At 73.7% G+C, this 13627-nt stretch carries 11 protein-coding genes; 7 read left to right on the top strand and 4 right to left on the bottom strand.

Annotated features, from left to right (window positions below):
• Window positions 1-11 precede the first annotated feature (11 nt).
• The 6 genes from KIS93_RS00875 to KIS93_RS67195 all read left to right on the top strand — a co-directional run bounded on the left by KIS93_RS00875 (window position 12) and on the right by KIS93_RS67195 (window position 7291).
• Complete coding sequence (locus KIS93_RS00875) at window positions 12-1640, top strand: carboxylesterase/lipase family protein (RefSeq protein WP_080037179.1); 1629 nt, start codon at window positions 12-14, stop codon at window positions 1638-1640.
• Between the two features lie 115 nt (window positions 1641-1755).
• Window positions 1756-3012 carry an ROK family protein gene (locus tag KIS93_RS00870; RefSeq protein ID WP_080037180.1) on the top strand — a complete coding sequence of 419 codons (1257 nt, stop codon included), beginning with the start codon at window positions 1756-1758 and terminating at the stop codon, window positions 3010-3012.
• 67 nt (window positions 3013-3079) lie between these two features.
• Complete coding sequence (locus tag KIS93_RS00865; RefSeq protein WP_080037181.1) at window positions 3080-4333, top strand: cation:proton antiporter domain-containing protein; 1254 nt, start codon at window positions 3080-3082, stop codon at window positions 4331-4333.
• Between the two features lie 102 nt (window positions 4334-4435).
• Window positions 4436-5617 carry a metallophosphoesterase gene (locus KIS93_RS62905; protein WP_222107158.1) on the top strand — a complete coding sequence of 394 codons (1182 nt, stop codon included), beginning with the start codon at window positions 4436-4438 and terminating at the stop codon, window positions 5615-5617.
• Entirely contained in the window at window positions 5587-6291 is a 705-nt protein-coding gene (locus tag KIS93_RS62900) for a LamG domain-containing protein (protein ID WP_222107157.1), read from the top strand. Before KIS93_RS62905 ends, KIS93_RS62900 begins: the two co-directional genes overlap by 31 nt.
• Before the next feature lie 37 nt (window positions 6292-6328).
• Window positions 6329-7291 (top strand): lytic transglycosylase domain-containing protein, encoded by a 963-nt coding sequence (locus KIS93_RS67195; RefSeq protein WP_080037183.1) that lies wholly within the window; start codon window positions 6329-6331, stop codon window positions 7289-7291.
• A gap of 15 nt (window positions 7292-7306) precedes the next feature.
• Here the strand turns inward: KIS93_RS67195 and KIS93_RS62895 are convergent, their stop codons facing one another.
• From KIS93_RS62895 to yczE, 4 genes are all read right to left on the bottom strand, one after another.
• Window positions 7307-7627: a hypothetical protein gene (locus KIS93_RS62895; RefSeq protein ID WP_222107156.1), complete on the bottom strand. Its 321-nt coding sequence runs from the start codon at window positions 7625-7627 to the stop codon at window positions 7307-7309.
• Between the two features lie 235 nt (window positions 7628-7862).
• Complete coding sequence (locus KIS93_RS00845; RefSeq protein WP_080037185.1) at window positions 7863-9575, bottom strand: histidinol-phosphatase; 1713 nt, start codon at window positions 9573-9575, stop codon at window positions 7863-7865.
• A gap of 117 nt (window positions 9576-9692) precedes the next feature.
• The gene (locus tag KIS93_RS00840) at window positions 9693-11447 is read right to left on the bottom strand and encodes a glycoside hydrolase family 15 protein (RefSeq protein ID WP_080037186.1); all 1755 of its coding nucleotides are present in this window, start codon (window positions 11445-11447) and stop codon (window positions 9693-9695) included.
• 79 nt (window positions 11448-11526) lie between these two features.
• Window positions 11527-12129 carry a membrane protein YczE gene (gene yczE / locus KIS93_RS00835; RefSeq protein ID WP_080037187.1) on the bottom strand — a complete coding sequence of 201 codons (603 nt, stop codon included), beginning with the start codon at window positions 12127-12129 and terminating at the stop codon, window positions 11527-11529.
• A 71-nt stretch (window positions 12130-12200) separates the two neighbouring features.
• Here yczE and yczR point away from each other — a divergent pair, with 71 nt between their 5' ends.
• Window positions 12201-13622: a MocR-like transcription factor YczR gene (yczR, locus tag KIS93_RS00830; RefSeq protein WP_230466019.1), complete on the top strand. Its 1422-nt coding sequence runs from the start codon at window positions 12201-12203 to the stop codon at window positions 13620-13622.
• Window positions 13623-13627 lie beyond the last annotated feature (5 nt).

Genomic DNA, 13627 nt, shown 5'->3' with positions numbered 1-13627 from the left:
GCTGTCCGACCATGGCCACCGTCATCGCACTCGCCACCGCCGCCCTGTTACTCACCACCACACCCGCGATCCCGCCCGCCACCTCGGCGTCCGGTGAGCGACCTGCCGCCTCGGCGTCCGGTGCGCGACCCGCCGCCTCCACGACCGGTGATCGGCTCGTCGCCCGCACCGAGTCCGGCCTGGTGCGCGGGGCGCGCGCCGACGGCGTGGAGCGCTTCCTCGCCCTCCCGTACGCCGCGCCGCCCGTCGGCGACCTGCGCTGGCGCGCCCCGCAGCCCCCGCCCTCGTGGAAGGGGGTGCGCGCGGCGGACGCCTGGGGCAACCGCTGCCCGGCCGCCGCGAGCAGCAACGGCCCCCGCTCCGAGACCGAGGACTGCCTGTACCTCAACGTGTTCCGCCCCGAGGGCACCCGGGCCGGGCAGCGGCTGCCGGTGCTGTTCTGGATCCACGGCGGCGGCCTGGTCAACGGCTCGGCCAACCAGCACGACGGCACCCTCATCGCCCAGCTCGAGAACGTGGTCGTGGTGAGCGTCAACTACCGCCTCGGCGTGCTCGGCTACCTCGTCCACCCGGCCCTGGCCGCCGAGTCCGGCCAGGCGGGCAACTACGGCCTGCTCGACCAGCAGGCCGCGCTGCGCTGGGTGCGGCGCAACATCGCCGCGTTCGGCGGCGACCCGCGGCGCGTCACCATCGACGGCGAGTCGGCGGGCGGCTTCTCCGTCTGCGCCCACCTCACCGCCCCCGGCTCGGCCGGGCTGTTCGCGCGCGGCATCATGCAGAGCGGCTCCTGCGTCAGCCGTCCCCTCGAGGACGGCGAGCGGACGGGCACCCAGATCGCCACCACGCTCGGCTGCCCCGACCCGGCCACCGCCGCCGCCTGCCTGCGGGCGCTCCCGCCCGGCCGCCTCATCGACGGCCCGCAGTACACCTCCTTCACGCACGGCACGCCCGCCCTCCCGGAGAGCCCCGACACGGCCGTGCGGGCGGGCCGCTTCCAGCGGGTGCCGCTGATGATCGGCTACAACCGGGACGAGGGCCGCACGTTCCTCCAGGGCAACCGGGGCTGGACGCGGGAGCGGTACGAGGAGTGGGTGCGCACCGTGTTCGGCGACCGCGCCGCCGCCGTCCTGGAGCGCTACCCGTGGCCGGCCCGCTCCGACACGTTCACCTCGGCGTACCTGACGGGCGCGATCGCCACCGACGCCGGCCTTCTCGCGGGCATCGGCGGCTGCCCCGCCCTGCGCCTGGCGCGCGACCTGTCGGCGTACACCACCGTCTACGGCTACCGCTTCGACCACCGCACCGGCCCCGGCCTCACCCCCGAGCCCGCCGGGTACGTCTGGGGCGCCGGGCACGCGGCGGAGCTGGCGTACCTGTGGCCGAGCTTCGACAACGGCACCCCGATCGCGCCCACGTTCGACGCGGGCGAGCGCCGGCTGGCCCGCGACATGGTGCACTACTGGGGCGGGTTCACCCGCACCGGGCAGCCGTACGCCAAGGGGTCGGCCCGCTGGCCGCGGCTCGGCGACGCGGTCATGTCGCTGCGCGCGGCCGGCCGCTCCACGCCGGTCCCGGAGGCGACGATGGCGGCCGAGCACCAGTGCGACCTGTGGCAGCCCGGCAGCGCGGGAAGTTCGTAGGAGGCCGCACGTCCTCGGGAAGCGGCGCATATGTCCCCCGACATTCGCGGACGACCACACCGACTTTTACTTCTCATCAACATAAGTCGGCCGATATTCGAAGTAAGGTAGATCCATGCCAACCAACGGCCGGCACGCGGTGGGGGCGGGGGCACTGTTGGCGATCCTGCGCGACGGGCAGCCCCGCACCAGGGGCGAGCTGGCCCGGCTCACCGGCCTGTCCAGGTCCACCGTCTCCCAGCGGCTGGACGCGCTGATCGGCTCCCGCTGGGTCGTCGAGGACGAAGGCGCGATCTCCTCCGGGGGCAGGCCCGCCTCGATGTTCACGTTCAACGGCGGCGCCCGGGTCGTGCTCGCCGCCGACCTGGGCGCCACCCGCGCCCGCCTGGCCGTCCTCGACCTCGGCCTGGACGTGCTGGCCGAGCAGGTCACCGGCCTCCCCGTCGACCTCGGCCCCGAGCCGGTGCTCGGCGCCGTCGCCACGTCCCTGCGCCACCTCCTGGCCACGGCCGGGCGCGACCCCGCGCAGGTGTGCGGGGTGGGGATCGGCCTGCCCGGCCCGGTCGAGCACCGCACCGGCCGCCCGGTGAACCCGCCGATCATGCCCGGCTGGGACGGCTTCCCGGTCCCTGAGCGCCTGCGCGAACTCCTGGGAGAGCGGCCGAAGGAACGCCCAGGCGATCAACCCCGTGATCGGCCGGGGGAGTGGCCGGGAGCGCCCGTCCTGGTGGACAACGACGTGAACGTGATGGCGCTGGGCGAGCACTGGGCCGCCCGCCCCGCCGTCGACCACCTCATCTACATCAAGATCGGCACCGGCATCGGCTGCGGCATCATCTCCGGCGGCCGGCTGCACCGGGGCGCGCGCGGCGCCGCCGGGGACGTCGGCCACATCCGGGTGCCCGCCTCCGGCGCCCCGTGCCGGTGCGGCAACACCGGCTGCCTGGAGGCGGTCGCCGGCGGCGCCTCGATGGCCGCCGCCCTGCGCGAGGCCGGCGCCGACGCGCGCGGCAGCAAGGACGTGGTCGCCCTCATGCGCGCCGGCGACCCCCTGGCCACCCGCCTGGTCCGGCAGGCGGGCCGCGAGGTGGGCACGGTGATGGCCGCCATCGTGAACTTCTTCAACCCGTCCGTCATCGTGCTCGGCGGCGACGTCGCCGAGGCCGGCGAGCAACTGCTGGCCGGCGTGCGGGAGACCATCTACAGCAGGTCGCTGCCGCTGGCCACGCAGCACCTCGGCATCAGGACCGGCGAGCTGGGCGACCGGGCCGGCGTCGTCGGCGCCGCCGTCATGGTCGTCGAGCACGTCCTCGATCCGGCCACCATCGACGAGGCCACCGGAGAACGTCCGGCCTGCATCGCCGCGAGGTAGGAGACACCGCCGCCGCCGATCAGCCACAAAGGGGATATTTTGCGATCTTCCGGGCAGGGGGCTCGCGATGTCCACCCTCGACCTCATCCTGGCCCTCGGCGGCGCCGCCGCGTTGCTGGCCGCGATCCTCCCCGAGTTCCTCGCCCGCCGGGCCCTCTCCCTCCCCCTCGTCTACCTGCTCGCCGGCATCCTCCTGTTCACCCTGCCCTTAGGGCTGCCCGACCCCGACCCCATCGCCCACCGCGTCGCGCTGGAGCACATCACCGAGCTGTGCGTCGTCATCTCCCTCATGGGCGCCGGCCTGGCGATCAACCGCCGCATCGGCCCGCGCGGCTGGTCCACCACGTGGCGGCTGCTCGCCCTGGCCATGCCGCTCACCGTGGCCGGGGTGGCCGCCGCGGCCGTCGCCCTGCCGGGCTGGCCGATCGCCGCCGCGCTGCTGCTCGGCGCCGTGCTCGCCCCCACCGACCCGGTGCTCGCCTCCGACGTGCACGTGGGCGAGCCCGTGGACGCCCAGAACGCCGACGACGAGGTCCGCTTCGCCCTGACCTCGGAGGCGGGCCTCAACGACGGGCTGGCCTTCCCCATCGTGTACGCCGCCATCGCCGTGGCGGCCGGAACCGCCGGTTGGGCGGGGGAGTGGGCGCTGACGGACGTCCTCTACCGCACCGCCGCCGGCGCCCTGCTCGGCCTGCTCATCGGCGGCCTGCTCGGCCGCCTGTTCTTCCGCGCCAGGTCCGACGGCCTGCGCCTGGCCGAGCGCCGCGACGGCTTCGTCGCCCTGGCCTGCACGTTCCTCGCGTACGGGGTGACGGAGCTGGCCCACGGGTACGGCTTCGTCGCCGTGTTCGTCACCGCGTGCGCCATCAGGAGCGCCGAGCACGGCCACGGCTACAACAACGTGCTGCACGGCTTCGTCGAGCAGATCGAGCGGCTGCTCACGGCCTGGCTGCTGCTCCTGCTCGGCGGCTTCGTCGCGACCGGCGGCCTGGCGGCGCTCACCTGGCGCGGCGCCGCCGTCGGCCTCCTGCTGCTGCTCGTCATCCGCCCGCTGGCCGGCTGGCTGGTGCAGTGGCGCGGCCGGGCGGGGCCGAGGGAACGGCTGGCGATCTCGTTCTTCGGCATCCGGGGGATCGGGTCGCTGTTCTACCTGGCGTACGCGCTGGGGCAGGCCGACTTCGGCGTGCCGGCGGAGGAGCTGTGGGCGGTCACCGGGTTCACCGTCCTCGCCTCGGTCGTCCTGCACGGCGTCACCGCCACCCCGGTCATGAACCACGTGGACGCTCTGCGCAAGGCGCACCTGGGCCGCGGCGGCCGGTGAGATGTTCTTCCGGCCGAAGGCGGGAGTTATCGCTGCGGGAACCGCCGGGCCACGTACGACGATCAAGGTGCTGCGCGGCACCCTGAAACGGAGTACGACCCCATGGCACACCCCACCCTCGGCCGCCGCGCGCTGCTCACGGCGGCCGTCGCCGCGCCCGCCGCCGGCGCCCTCGCCGGCCCCGCCGCCTCCCCGGCGCACGCGTCCGGGAACGGCGGCCGGTTCGACCGCGAGAGCCCCCGCTTCACGATCGGCGTCCTGCCCGACACGCAGTACCTCTTCGACGAGGACCGCTCCGACCCCGACCCCGTGCGCCAGACGTTCCGCTTCCTGACCGGCGGCGAGCGCGAGAGCAGGAACATCGCGTTCATGACGCACTTGGGGGACGTCACCGAGCACGGCACCCAAGAGGAGCTGGCGCTCGCCTCCGACACGTTCCGGCAGCTCGACGGCCGCCTGCCGTACAGCGTCCTGGCAGGCAACCACGACGTGAGCGGCGCCGACGACCAGCGCGGCGACAGCGCGTACCTGAAGGCGTTCGGCCCCTCCCGGTACGCCAGGATGTCCACCTTCCGCGGCGCGTCGCCCGACGGCTACAACAGCCACCACGTCATCGAGGCGGGCGGCCGGCGGTGGCTCGTGCTCGCGCTCGACTGGCGCGTCTCCGACCAGGGCCTGCGCTGGGCGCAGAGCGTCATCGACGCGAACCGGACGCTGCCCGCCATCCTCACCACCCACGACCTGGCCTGGGCGGACGACACCGGCGCCGCGGCGCTGTCGCAGCACGGGCAGCGCCTCTGGGACGCCTTCATCAAGCGCAACGACCAGATCTTCCTGACGCTCAACGGCCACTACTGGCCGAGCGGCCGTACCGTGCTCAAGAACGACGCCGGCCACGACGTGCACGTGCACATCACCAACTACCAGGACCGCTACTACGGCGGCGCGGGCATGGTCCGGCTCTACGCCTTCGACCTCGTCCGCAACGTGATCGACGTGGAGACGATCTCGCCCTGGCTGCTGGAGCGCGACCCGGACGAGCGCACCCCGCTGGAGGCCGAGCACCTGGAGCTGACCGGCCCCGTGGACCGCTTCAGCATCGAGATCGACTTCGACGAGCGTTTCGCCGGGTTCGCCCGCGCACCCCGCCGCCGGCCCGTCCCGCCCGGGCCGTCATGCCGCGCGGCACGGTCGCGTACTGGAGGTTCGACGCCGAAGGGCTCGCGGGCGCGGCGGGCACGGACGGCGCGATCGTGCCCGCCGGCACCGTCGCCCGCGACCTGACCGGCGGTGGCAACGACCTGACCATGGAGCTGCTGCACGCCAGCGCTCCCGAGACGCTGACGTGGTCGGCCGAGCACCACGAGGGCCAGCCCGCCCACGCCAGCCTGCGCTTCGACGGCGGCAAGTCCCCCGACCGGGGCGCCGTGCTCAGGTCCGGCCCGAACGCCCCCGTCAACAGCATGACCTTCACCTCCGGGTACACCATCGAGGCGTTCATCAAGCTGCCGGAGCCGTTCGAGGGCGACCACGCCTGGATGGGCATCCTGAGCTGGGAGGGCCGCAGCGGCGACGCGGGCAAGAGCAGCGGCTGGTCGCCCGACGAGCCGACGTGCAGCCTCAACCTGTCGCCCGAGCGCTTCCTGCAGTTCGTCGTCTACCCCACCGACCGCGACGCCGACCCCACCTCGTGGAGCCACGCCCTGCCGGTCGGCCGCTGGACGCACGTGGCCGTCGTCAACGACTCCCGCCGGACCATCATGTACGTCGACGGCTCCAAGATCGCCCGCAATCCGAGCCAGCGGTCCAAGGGCATCTCGACGCTGGGGCGGCCGTTCGCGATCGGCGGGACCCAGTTCGCGCTGACGTACGGGCAGGGCTTCTACGGGTGGATCGGCGACGTGCGGATCGTCTCCAGGGCCCTGCGGCCGAAGGAGTTCCTCCGCCCGTACGCGTGATGATCGCAGCCGCCCGTACCGGGTAGGTTGGCGCCCCATGGAGGCACGCCAGAAGCACCCGCACCCACCACGGCCCGCCCGCGCCGCCGCCGCGCCCGCCGGGAAGGCGGCGGCGCTCGTCCTGGGCGCGGTGGTGCTCCTCGGCGCGGCGGCGTGCGGCCCGGCTCCCGCCGCCGCCCCTCCGGCGCCCGCCCCGTCCACGCCCGCGCCCAGCACGCCGAAACCTTCCGAGAAGCCGCTCCCGGACCCCACCGAGAAGATCCCCGACAGCCCCGCGAAGCTGGCCGCCGCGCTGCGGGAGACCACCGACGCGCTCAACGCGTCCATCGACGCCTGGACGAAGCACGGCTCGCCCGCGACCGGCGAGCCGCCCGAGGACGTCGAGCTGCTGGCTCTGCACCAGCAGCGCATCTACCGCCACGCCGCCCGCCACCCCGACCTCGCCGCCAAGACCTTCGCCCGGCTGCCCGCCGCCCTCGCCGCCCAGGCCAGGGACGACACGGCCGCCATCCGCGAGCTGCTCGCCCTGGCCCGCCCCATCAAGCCGGACGCCGTCTTCAAGACCCAGCCGGCCCGGCCTGCGGGCGAGCTGCTCGGTTACTTCAAGAAGGCCGAGCGCCGGTTCGGGGTGGAGTGGGAGGTGCTGGCGGCGGTGATGTTCGCGGAGACGAAGTTCGGCCGGGTACGGGCCGACAGCCACGCCGGCGCCCAGGGCCCCATGCAGTTCATGCCCGCCACCTGGAAGGCGTACGGGATGGGCGGGGACGTGCGCGACCCGCACGACGCGATCATGGGCGCGGCCAACTACCTCAAGGCGAGCGGCGCCCCCCGCGACTACCGGCGGGCGCTGCACGCCTACAACCCGTCCCAGGCGTACGTGAACGCCATCCTCCTGCACGCCCGCCGGATCAAGCGCGACCCGCGCGCCTACTACGCGTACTACACCTGGCAGGTGTACGTGATCACCACCGAGGGGGAGCGCCGCCTGACCGGCCCGTAGCGGCGTCCCCTGGGGTCAGGCGTGGTCGGCGCAGCAGGGGGTCGGGTTCGGCACCTCGGCGGGGGTGATCCGGCCGCCGGCGGCCGGCATGGTGAGCAGGGTCATGAGGCCGTCCCGCCAGACGGGCCTGACGTGGTCGTTCGTGACGACGAGCACGTCGTCGGGCGGCGGGCCGGGGGAGGCGAGCAGCAGCACCCGGTCGATGGCCGAGGCGTCGCGCAGCTCGCCCACGCGGAGGACGCCGGTGAGGCGGTCGCGGCCGGGGAAGGTGACGACCCGGCCGCCGCGCCGCGCCTCGTGCTCGGCCACCGCCAGCGCCGCCCCTCCGCCGACCATCCAGCCGGCAGGGCCGCCGACAGGGCCGCCGACAGGGCTGCCGACAGGGCCGCGGGCGTCACCGAGTCCGGGACGGCCAGCGAGCAGGCGACGTGCGGCTCGTCGCCCGCCGCCCCCGCCGGCACGAAGTGGGTGCACCCGATCGTGTCCCCCGGCAGGCCGAGCTCCCGCACCACCGTGTGGAGCAGGTGCTCGGCCTCGGGCACCGTCCGGCTGCCCGCGTCGAATCCGGCGATCATCGGCGCGGCAGCACCCAGATCGGGTTGCTGTAGAACCACAGGTCGTTCCACGGGTCGGCGTCGCCGTACACGTCGATCCGCGGCCCGTTCGGGTCCACGGCCGCGCCCAGCAGCCCCGGCGCGCTGCGCTTGCCGTCGGTGCCGCGCAGCCGCACGTACACGGGGCGGTCGACGGCGCCGAGCTGGTAGGTGAAGGTGACGGTGCCGGTGCTCCTGTTCACCTCGTACGACTGCACGACCTTGGTGTTCGGCGTGGTGAAGGCGTCCTTGTCGGAGACGGGGCCGGTGACGTCGCCCTGGATGACGTCCACCCGGGCCAGCGTGGGCACGAACTGCGCCCAGTTCGGCCGCCCGGCCAGGGTGACCTCGATGGCCAGCTCGACGCGGGCGCCCTGGCGTACCTGGAGGGTGCCGCCGAGCGTCACGCCGCGCTGGCCGGTGCCGGCCGGGCGGGCCCGCACCACCAGGCCGCTGATCAGGCCGCCGTGGTCCACCCAGACGCGGCCGGCGCGCAGGGCGTCCATGACGGCGCGGTAGGAGAAGTCCTCGGCGCCGGCGTGGGTGCGGCTGTAGAAGCCGGGCCAGAAGTCGCCGGAGCCGAAGTTCGGCACCCCCTTGTAGACGGGGTCCTCGTAGCGGCCGTTGGCGTTGAAGTCGCCGCCGGGGCCGCGGTCGCTGGTGTCGCCGTGCACCCAGTGGGAGTCGGAGTTCGCGGTGATCCACCACGGCTTGCCCTCGGCGAGCAGGCTGTCCCACAGGCCGCCCACGGTCGCGGTCATCCAGTCGAACCCGCCGAAGGTCTTGTAGCTCTCGGCCGGGTAGCCGGGGAAAGAGTCGGCGCCGGGGTTGCTGTCGTAGTAGCCGCGCCCGCCGCCGGGGCCGTTCGGCTTGGCGATGCCGGCCGCCTGGTGGCCGGGCGCGCCCTCCATGCCGACCGCGATCGTCGGCTGGGCGTCGCGCCAGCCGCGGATCTCGTGCGGCGAGTCGATGCCCTTCCTGGAGGGGTGGTTGGCGAAGAACAGCGCGTCCGGGACGCGCCGCTTCCTGACGGCGTCGGCGAGGAAGTTCAGGCCGGCGATGGCCAGCGCCTCGTTCTGCGGCGTGTTGGAGCTCGCGCCCTTGACGGACCCGTCGAAGGAGCTCTCGAACTCCTTGAGTGTGGCCACCTCGTTCCTGCCGGGCGCGACGAACACGGTGCCGTGCTCGGCTGCCGGGATGTTCCACTCCAGGCCCTGGAAGACCAGCGTGTCCTTGACGGCCGCGCGGGCGGCCACGATGTCCGGGTTGACCTTCTCGACGCCGATCTTGGCGTGCGTGGCGCCGCCGTGGTCGGTGATCACCATCCAGCCCAGCCCGTACGCGTTGGCGTGCCGCACGTGGTCGATCACCCGGTAGACGCCGTCGGAGCTGTGCTGGGTGTGGATGTGGTGGTCGCCGGCCAGCCACTGGTAGCCGTCCCTGGGCTCGCGCCCGCGCCCCTCGTCCCTGCCGGTGGCCGCGACGGCGGCCTGTCCCTCGCCGCCCAGCACGCCGGCGGCGGTCAGCCCGGCGCCCAGCAGCCCCGCCCGGCGGAACATGCGCCGCCGGGAGAGCTGGCCGGGCGACAGCTCGCCGTCCGGTACGGACAGGTCCCGCGCCACGCTCGCGTCGGTGTCTCCGGCCGGCTCGTGGTCGTGCTCGTGATCATGGTGGTGGTGCCCGTGGCCCATGGGGTGTTTCTCCGTCCCAGCCGGAAAGGGTGCGCCGGCTACGGCGGGAGCGTGGCGGAACCGGATGAATCGGACATGAACGCCGAGGAAGCGCCACACGGCCCAGGTCTCAACGCCTCACGACAGTGCCCGGGCCGCGTGCACCAGGGGCACGTGGCTGAACGCCTGCGGGAAGTTGCCGACCAGCCGCCCGTAGCGCGGGTCGTACTCCTCCGCCAGCAGCCCCACGTCGTTGCGCAGCGCCAGCAGCCTCTCGAACAGGTCTTTGGCCTCCTCCTTGCGCCCCTGCATCGCCATGACCTCCACCAGCCAGAAGCTGCACGCCAGGAACGCGCCCTCGCCGCCCTGCAGCCCGTCCACGTCGTTGTCCTCGGCGATCGGGTAACGCAGCACGAACCCGTCGGACATCAGCTCCTTCTCGATCGCCGCGACCGTGCCGACCACGCGGGGATCGTCGGCCGGCAGGAAGCCGACCATGGGGATCATCAGCAGCGCCGCGTCCAGCTCGGAGGAGCCGTACGACTGGGTGAAGGTGTTGCGCCGCGGGTCGAAGCCCTTGTCGCAGATCTCGGCGTGGATGACGTCGCGCAGCGCGCGCCACCGGTCGACGGGGCCGGTGCGGCCGAAGTGCTCGACGTACTTGACGGCCCGGTCGAGGGCCGCCCAGCACATCACCTTGGAGTGCACGAAGTGCCGGCGCGGGCCGCGCACCTCCCACAGGCCCTCGTCGGGCTCGTGCCAGTGGTCCTCCACGTAGTCGAGCAGCTGCCGCTGGATGGTCCACGCCCGGTCGTCGGCGGACAGGCCGCGGGTGCGGGAGACGTACAGGGAGTTCATCACCTCGCCGTAGACGTCGAGCTGGAGCTGCTTGACGGCCTCGTTGCCGATGCGGACGGGGCGGGAGTCCTCGTAGCCGTCGAGCCAGTCGAGGCGCAGCTCGGGCAGGCGGCGCTCGCCGGCGACGCCGTACATGATCTGGAGGTCCTGAGGGCGCCCGGCGATGGCGCGCAGCAGCCAGGCCCGCCAGTCGCCGGCCTCCTCCAGGTAGCCGGAGCTGATCAGCGCGTCGAGCGTCAGCGTGGCGTCGCGCAGCCAGCAGAAGCGGTAGTCCCAGTTGCGCACCCCGCCGAGGTCCTCGGGCAGGGACGTGGTGGGCGCGGCCACGATGCCGCCCGTCGGCGCGTACGTCAGCGCCTTGAGTGTGATCAGCGACCGGACGACCGCCTCGCGGTACGGGCCCGAGTAGGTGCACCGGGCCACCCATTCGGCCCAGAACGCCTCCGTCTCGCCGAGCTGCGTGTCGCAGTGGATCTGCGGCGGCATCGGCTCGTGCGAGGGGTGCCAGGTGAACACGAACGGCAGCCGGTCGCCCTCGTTGACGGTGAACGTGGCCCGGTGGGCGTAGTCACCGCCCTTGAGCGGCACGGGGGAGTGCAGCCACACCGAGTCGGGCCCGCCGATGGCCTGCAGATGGCCGTTGGTGCGGCGTACCCACGGCACGATGCGGCCGTAGTCGAAGCGCACGCGCAGCTGCGTGGAGACCTGCACCGAGCCGGACACGCCCTCGACGATGCGCACCACGTCGGGGTTGCGGTCGCGCGGCGGCATGAAGTCGACGACGCGGACGGTGCCCGTGGGGGTGTCCCACTCGCTCTCCAGGATGAGGGTGTCGGGGCGGTAGCGCCGTCTGGTGGCGGGCTTCCTGCCCGTGGGGCCCAGCCACCAGTGGCCGTTGCGCTCGCTGCCGAGCAGGGCCGCGAAGCACGCCGGCGAGTCGAACCTGGGCAGGCAGAGCCAGTCGATCGAGCCGTCCCGGGCCACGAGAGCGGCGGACTGCATGTCTCCGATCAGCGCGTAATCCTCGATCCGCATGCCTAGACGCTACTCGGAGAACGGGTGATCCCGTGGCCGGGCCGATCATGTCGCGTCATGCCCGGCCCGGGCCACGGGATCACGTCAGAGGGAACCAGCGGGTGAACAGCTGCGTCAACGGCCCGATCGCCAGCGCGAACACCACCGTCCCCAGGCCCACCGTGCCGCCCAGCAGCCAGCCCGCGATCAGCACGGCGACCTCGATGGACAGGCGGGCCACCCGCACCGACAGGCCGAGCCGCACCAGCCCCGTCATGATGCCGTCGCGGGGGCCGGGGCCCATGCCGGCGCCGATGTAGAGCAGGGTCGACAGGGCGATGGTGACGACGCCCATGACGAGGTAGAAGGTCTGGAACGCCAGATGCTCCGGGGTGGGCAGCAGGAAGACGGCGGCGTCCGCGAACGGGCCGACGAGCAGCACGTTGCTGATCGTGCCGAGCCCCGGCTTCTGCCGCATGGGGATCCACAGCAGCATCACCAGCGCGCCGACCACGAGGATGACGGTGCCGATGGTCAGGCCGGTACGCAGGGCGGCGCCCTCGTGGAAGACGTTCCAGGGGCCGTTGCCGAGTCCCGACTTCACCTGGAGGGCGATGCCGAGGCCGTACAGGGCCAGACCGCCGTAGAGGCGGACGAGGCGGGCGGGCAGGGAGCTCGGCAGCGGGACGGTTGTTTCGCTCATGATGGCCCCAGATTGGCATCTTCCGATTTGCCAATACAGGGCCAATCACGAAAAGTGGCCTTATGCGGCACATGTCAGCCACGCAGGTGGCCCGGCTCATCGACGTCGACCCTGCGGCGCGCCCGTACTACCGCGCCCTCGCCGACGGCGTCCGCGCGCTGATCATGGACGGCCAGCTCCCCGTACGCGTCCGCATGCCCGCAGAGCGGCACCTCGCCGAGACGCTCAAGGTCAGCCGCACCACCGTCACCGCCGCCTACGACCTGCTGCGCGAAGGCGGCTACCTGGAGAGCCGGCAGGGCTCGGGAAGCTGGACCGCGCTGCCCGACCCCGCCGTCTGGCCCGACAACCCGTGGCTCGGCACCGACCGCGACGGCCTCATCCAGCTCCACACCGCCGCCCCCGCCGCCCCCGCGGCCCTGCTCGCCGCCATGACGGCCGCGGTCGAGGACCTGCCCCGGTACGGCATGGGCAACGGCTACGACCCCATGGGCCTGCCCTCGCTCAGGGACCGCATCGCCGCCCGCTACACCGCCAGGGGCGTGGCCACCAGGCCCGAGCAGATCGTCGTCACCACCGGCGCCCAGCACGCCCTCCACCTCGTCATGGGCCTGCTCGTGGGGCCGGGCGACGCGGTGATCGTCGAGTCGCCGACGTACCCGCACGCCATCGACGCCGCCCGGCAGCGCGGCGCCCGCATCGTCCCCGTCGGCGTCTCCCACGACGGCTGGCGGCCCGACCTCGTCGCCGGCGCCATGCTCCAGTCCGGCGCCCGCCTCGCCTACCTCATGCCCGACTTCCAGAACCCGACCGGCGCCCTCATGCCGGACCCCGTCCGCGCCGCCGTCGCCGGCGCCGCCCGCCGCGCCGGCACCCTCCTGCTGATCGACGAGACCTGGTCCGAGCTGGCCCTCGACGACGTGCCCCGCACCTCCCCGATGGCCGCCTTCGACACCGACAGCCGCGTCATCAGCATCGGCTCCGCCTCCAAACTGTGGTGGGGCGGGCTGCGCATCGGCTGGATCCGCGCCACCGCCGCCCTCGCCCGGCGCCTCACCACGCTCCGCTCGTCGGTCGACATCGCCAGCCCCGTGCTGGAGCAGCTCGTCGTGGCGCGGCTGTTCGACCGGCTGGAGGAGACCCGCGCCGAACGCCGCCGCACCCTGCGCGCCTCCCGCGACGCCCTCGCCGCACACCTGCGCGCCCACCTGCCCGAGTGGACGTTCGCGCTGCCCTCCGGCGGCGGCGCCCTGTGGGTGCGCCTCGACGGCGCCGGCTCCACCCCGCTCACGGAGGCCGCCCTCTCCCACGGGGTACGCCTGGCGCCCGGCCCCTGGTTCGGCCTCGAAGGCACCCTGGAGGGCCACCTCCGCCTCCCGTACACCCAGCCGCCCACCCTCCTGGCGGACGCCGTCCAACGCCTGCGCGCCGCCCGCGACCACGGCCCCACCGGCGCCCCTCGGCCGCCGGACCAGCTCATCGCGATGGTGTGAGGGGG

This window comes from [Actinomadura] parvosata subsp. kistnae (genome assembly GCF_900323885.1).
GTDB classification, from domain to species: domain Bacteria; phylum Actinomycetota; class Actinomycetes; order Streptosporangiales; family Streptosporangiaceae; genus Nonomuraea; species Nonomuraea composti.
This window is presented reverse-complemented; position numbering and strand designations above follow the sequence as displayed.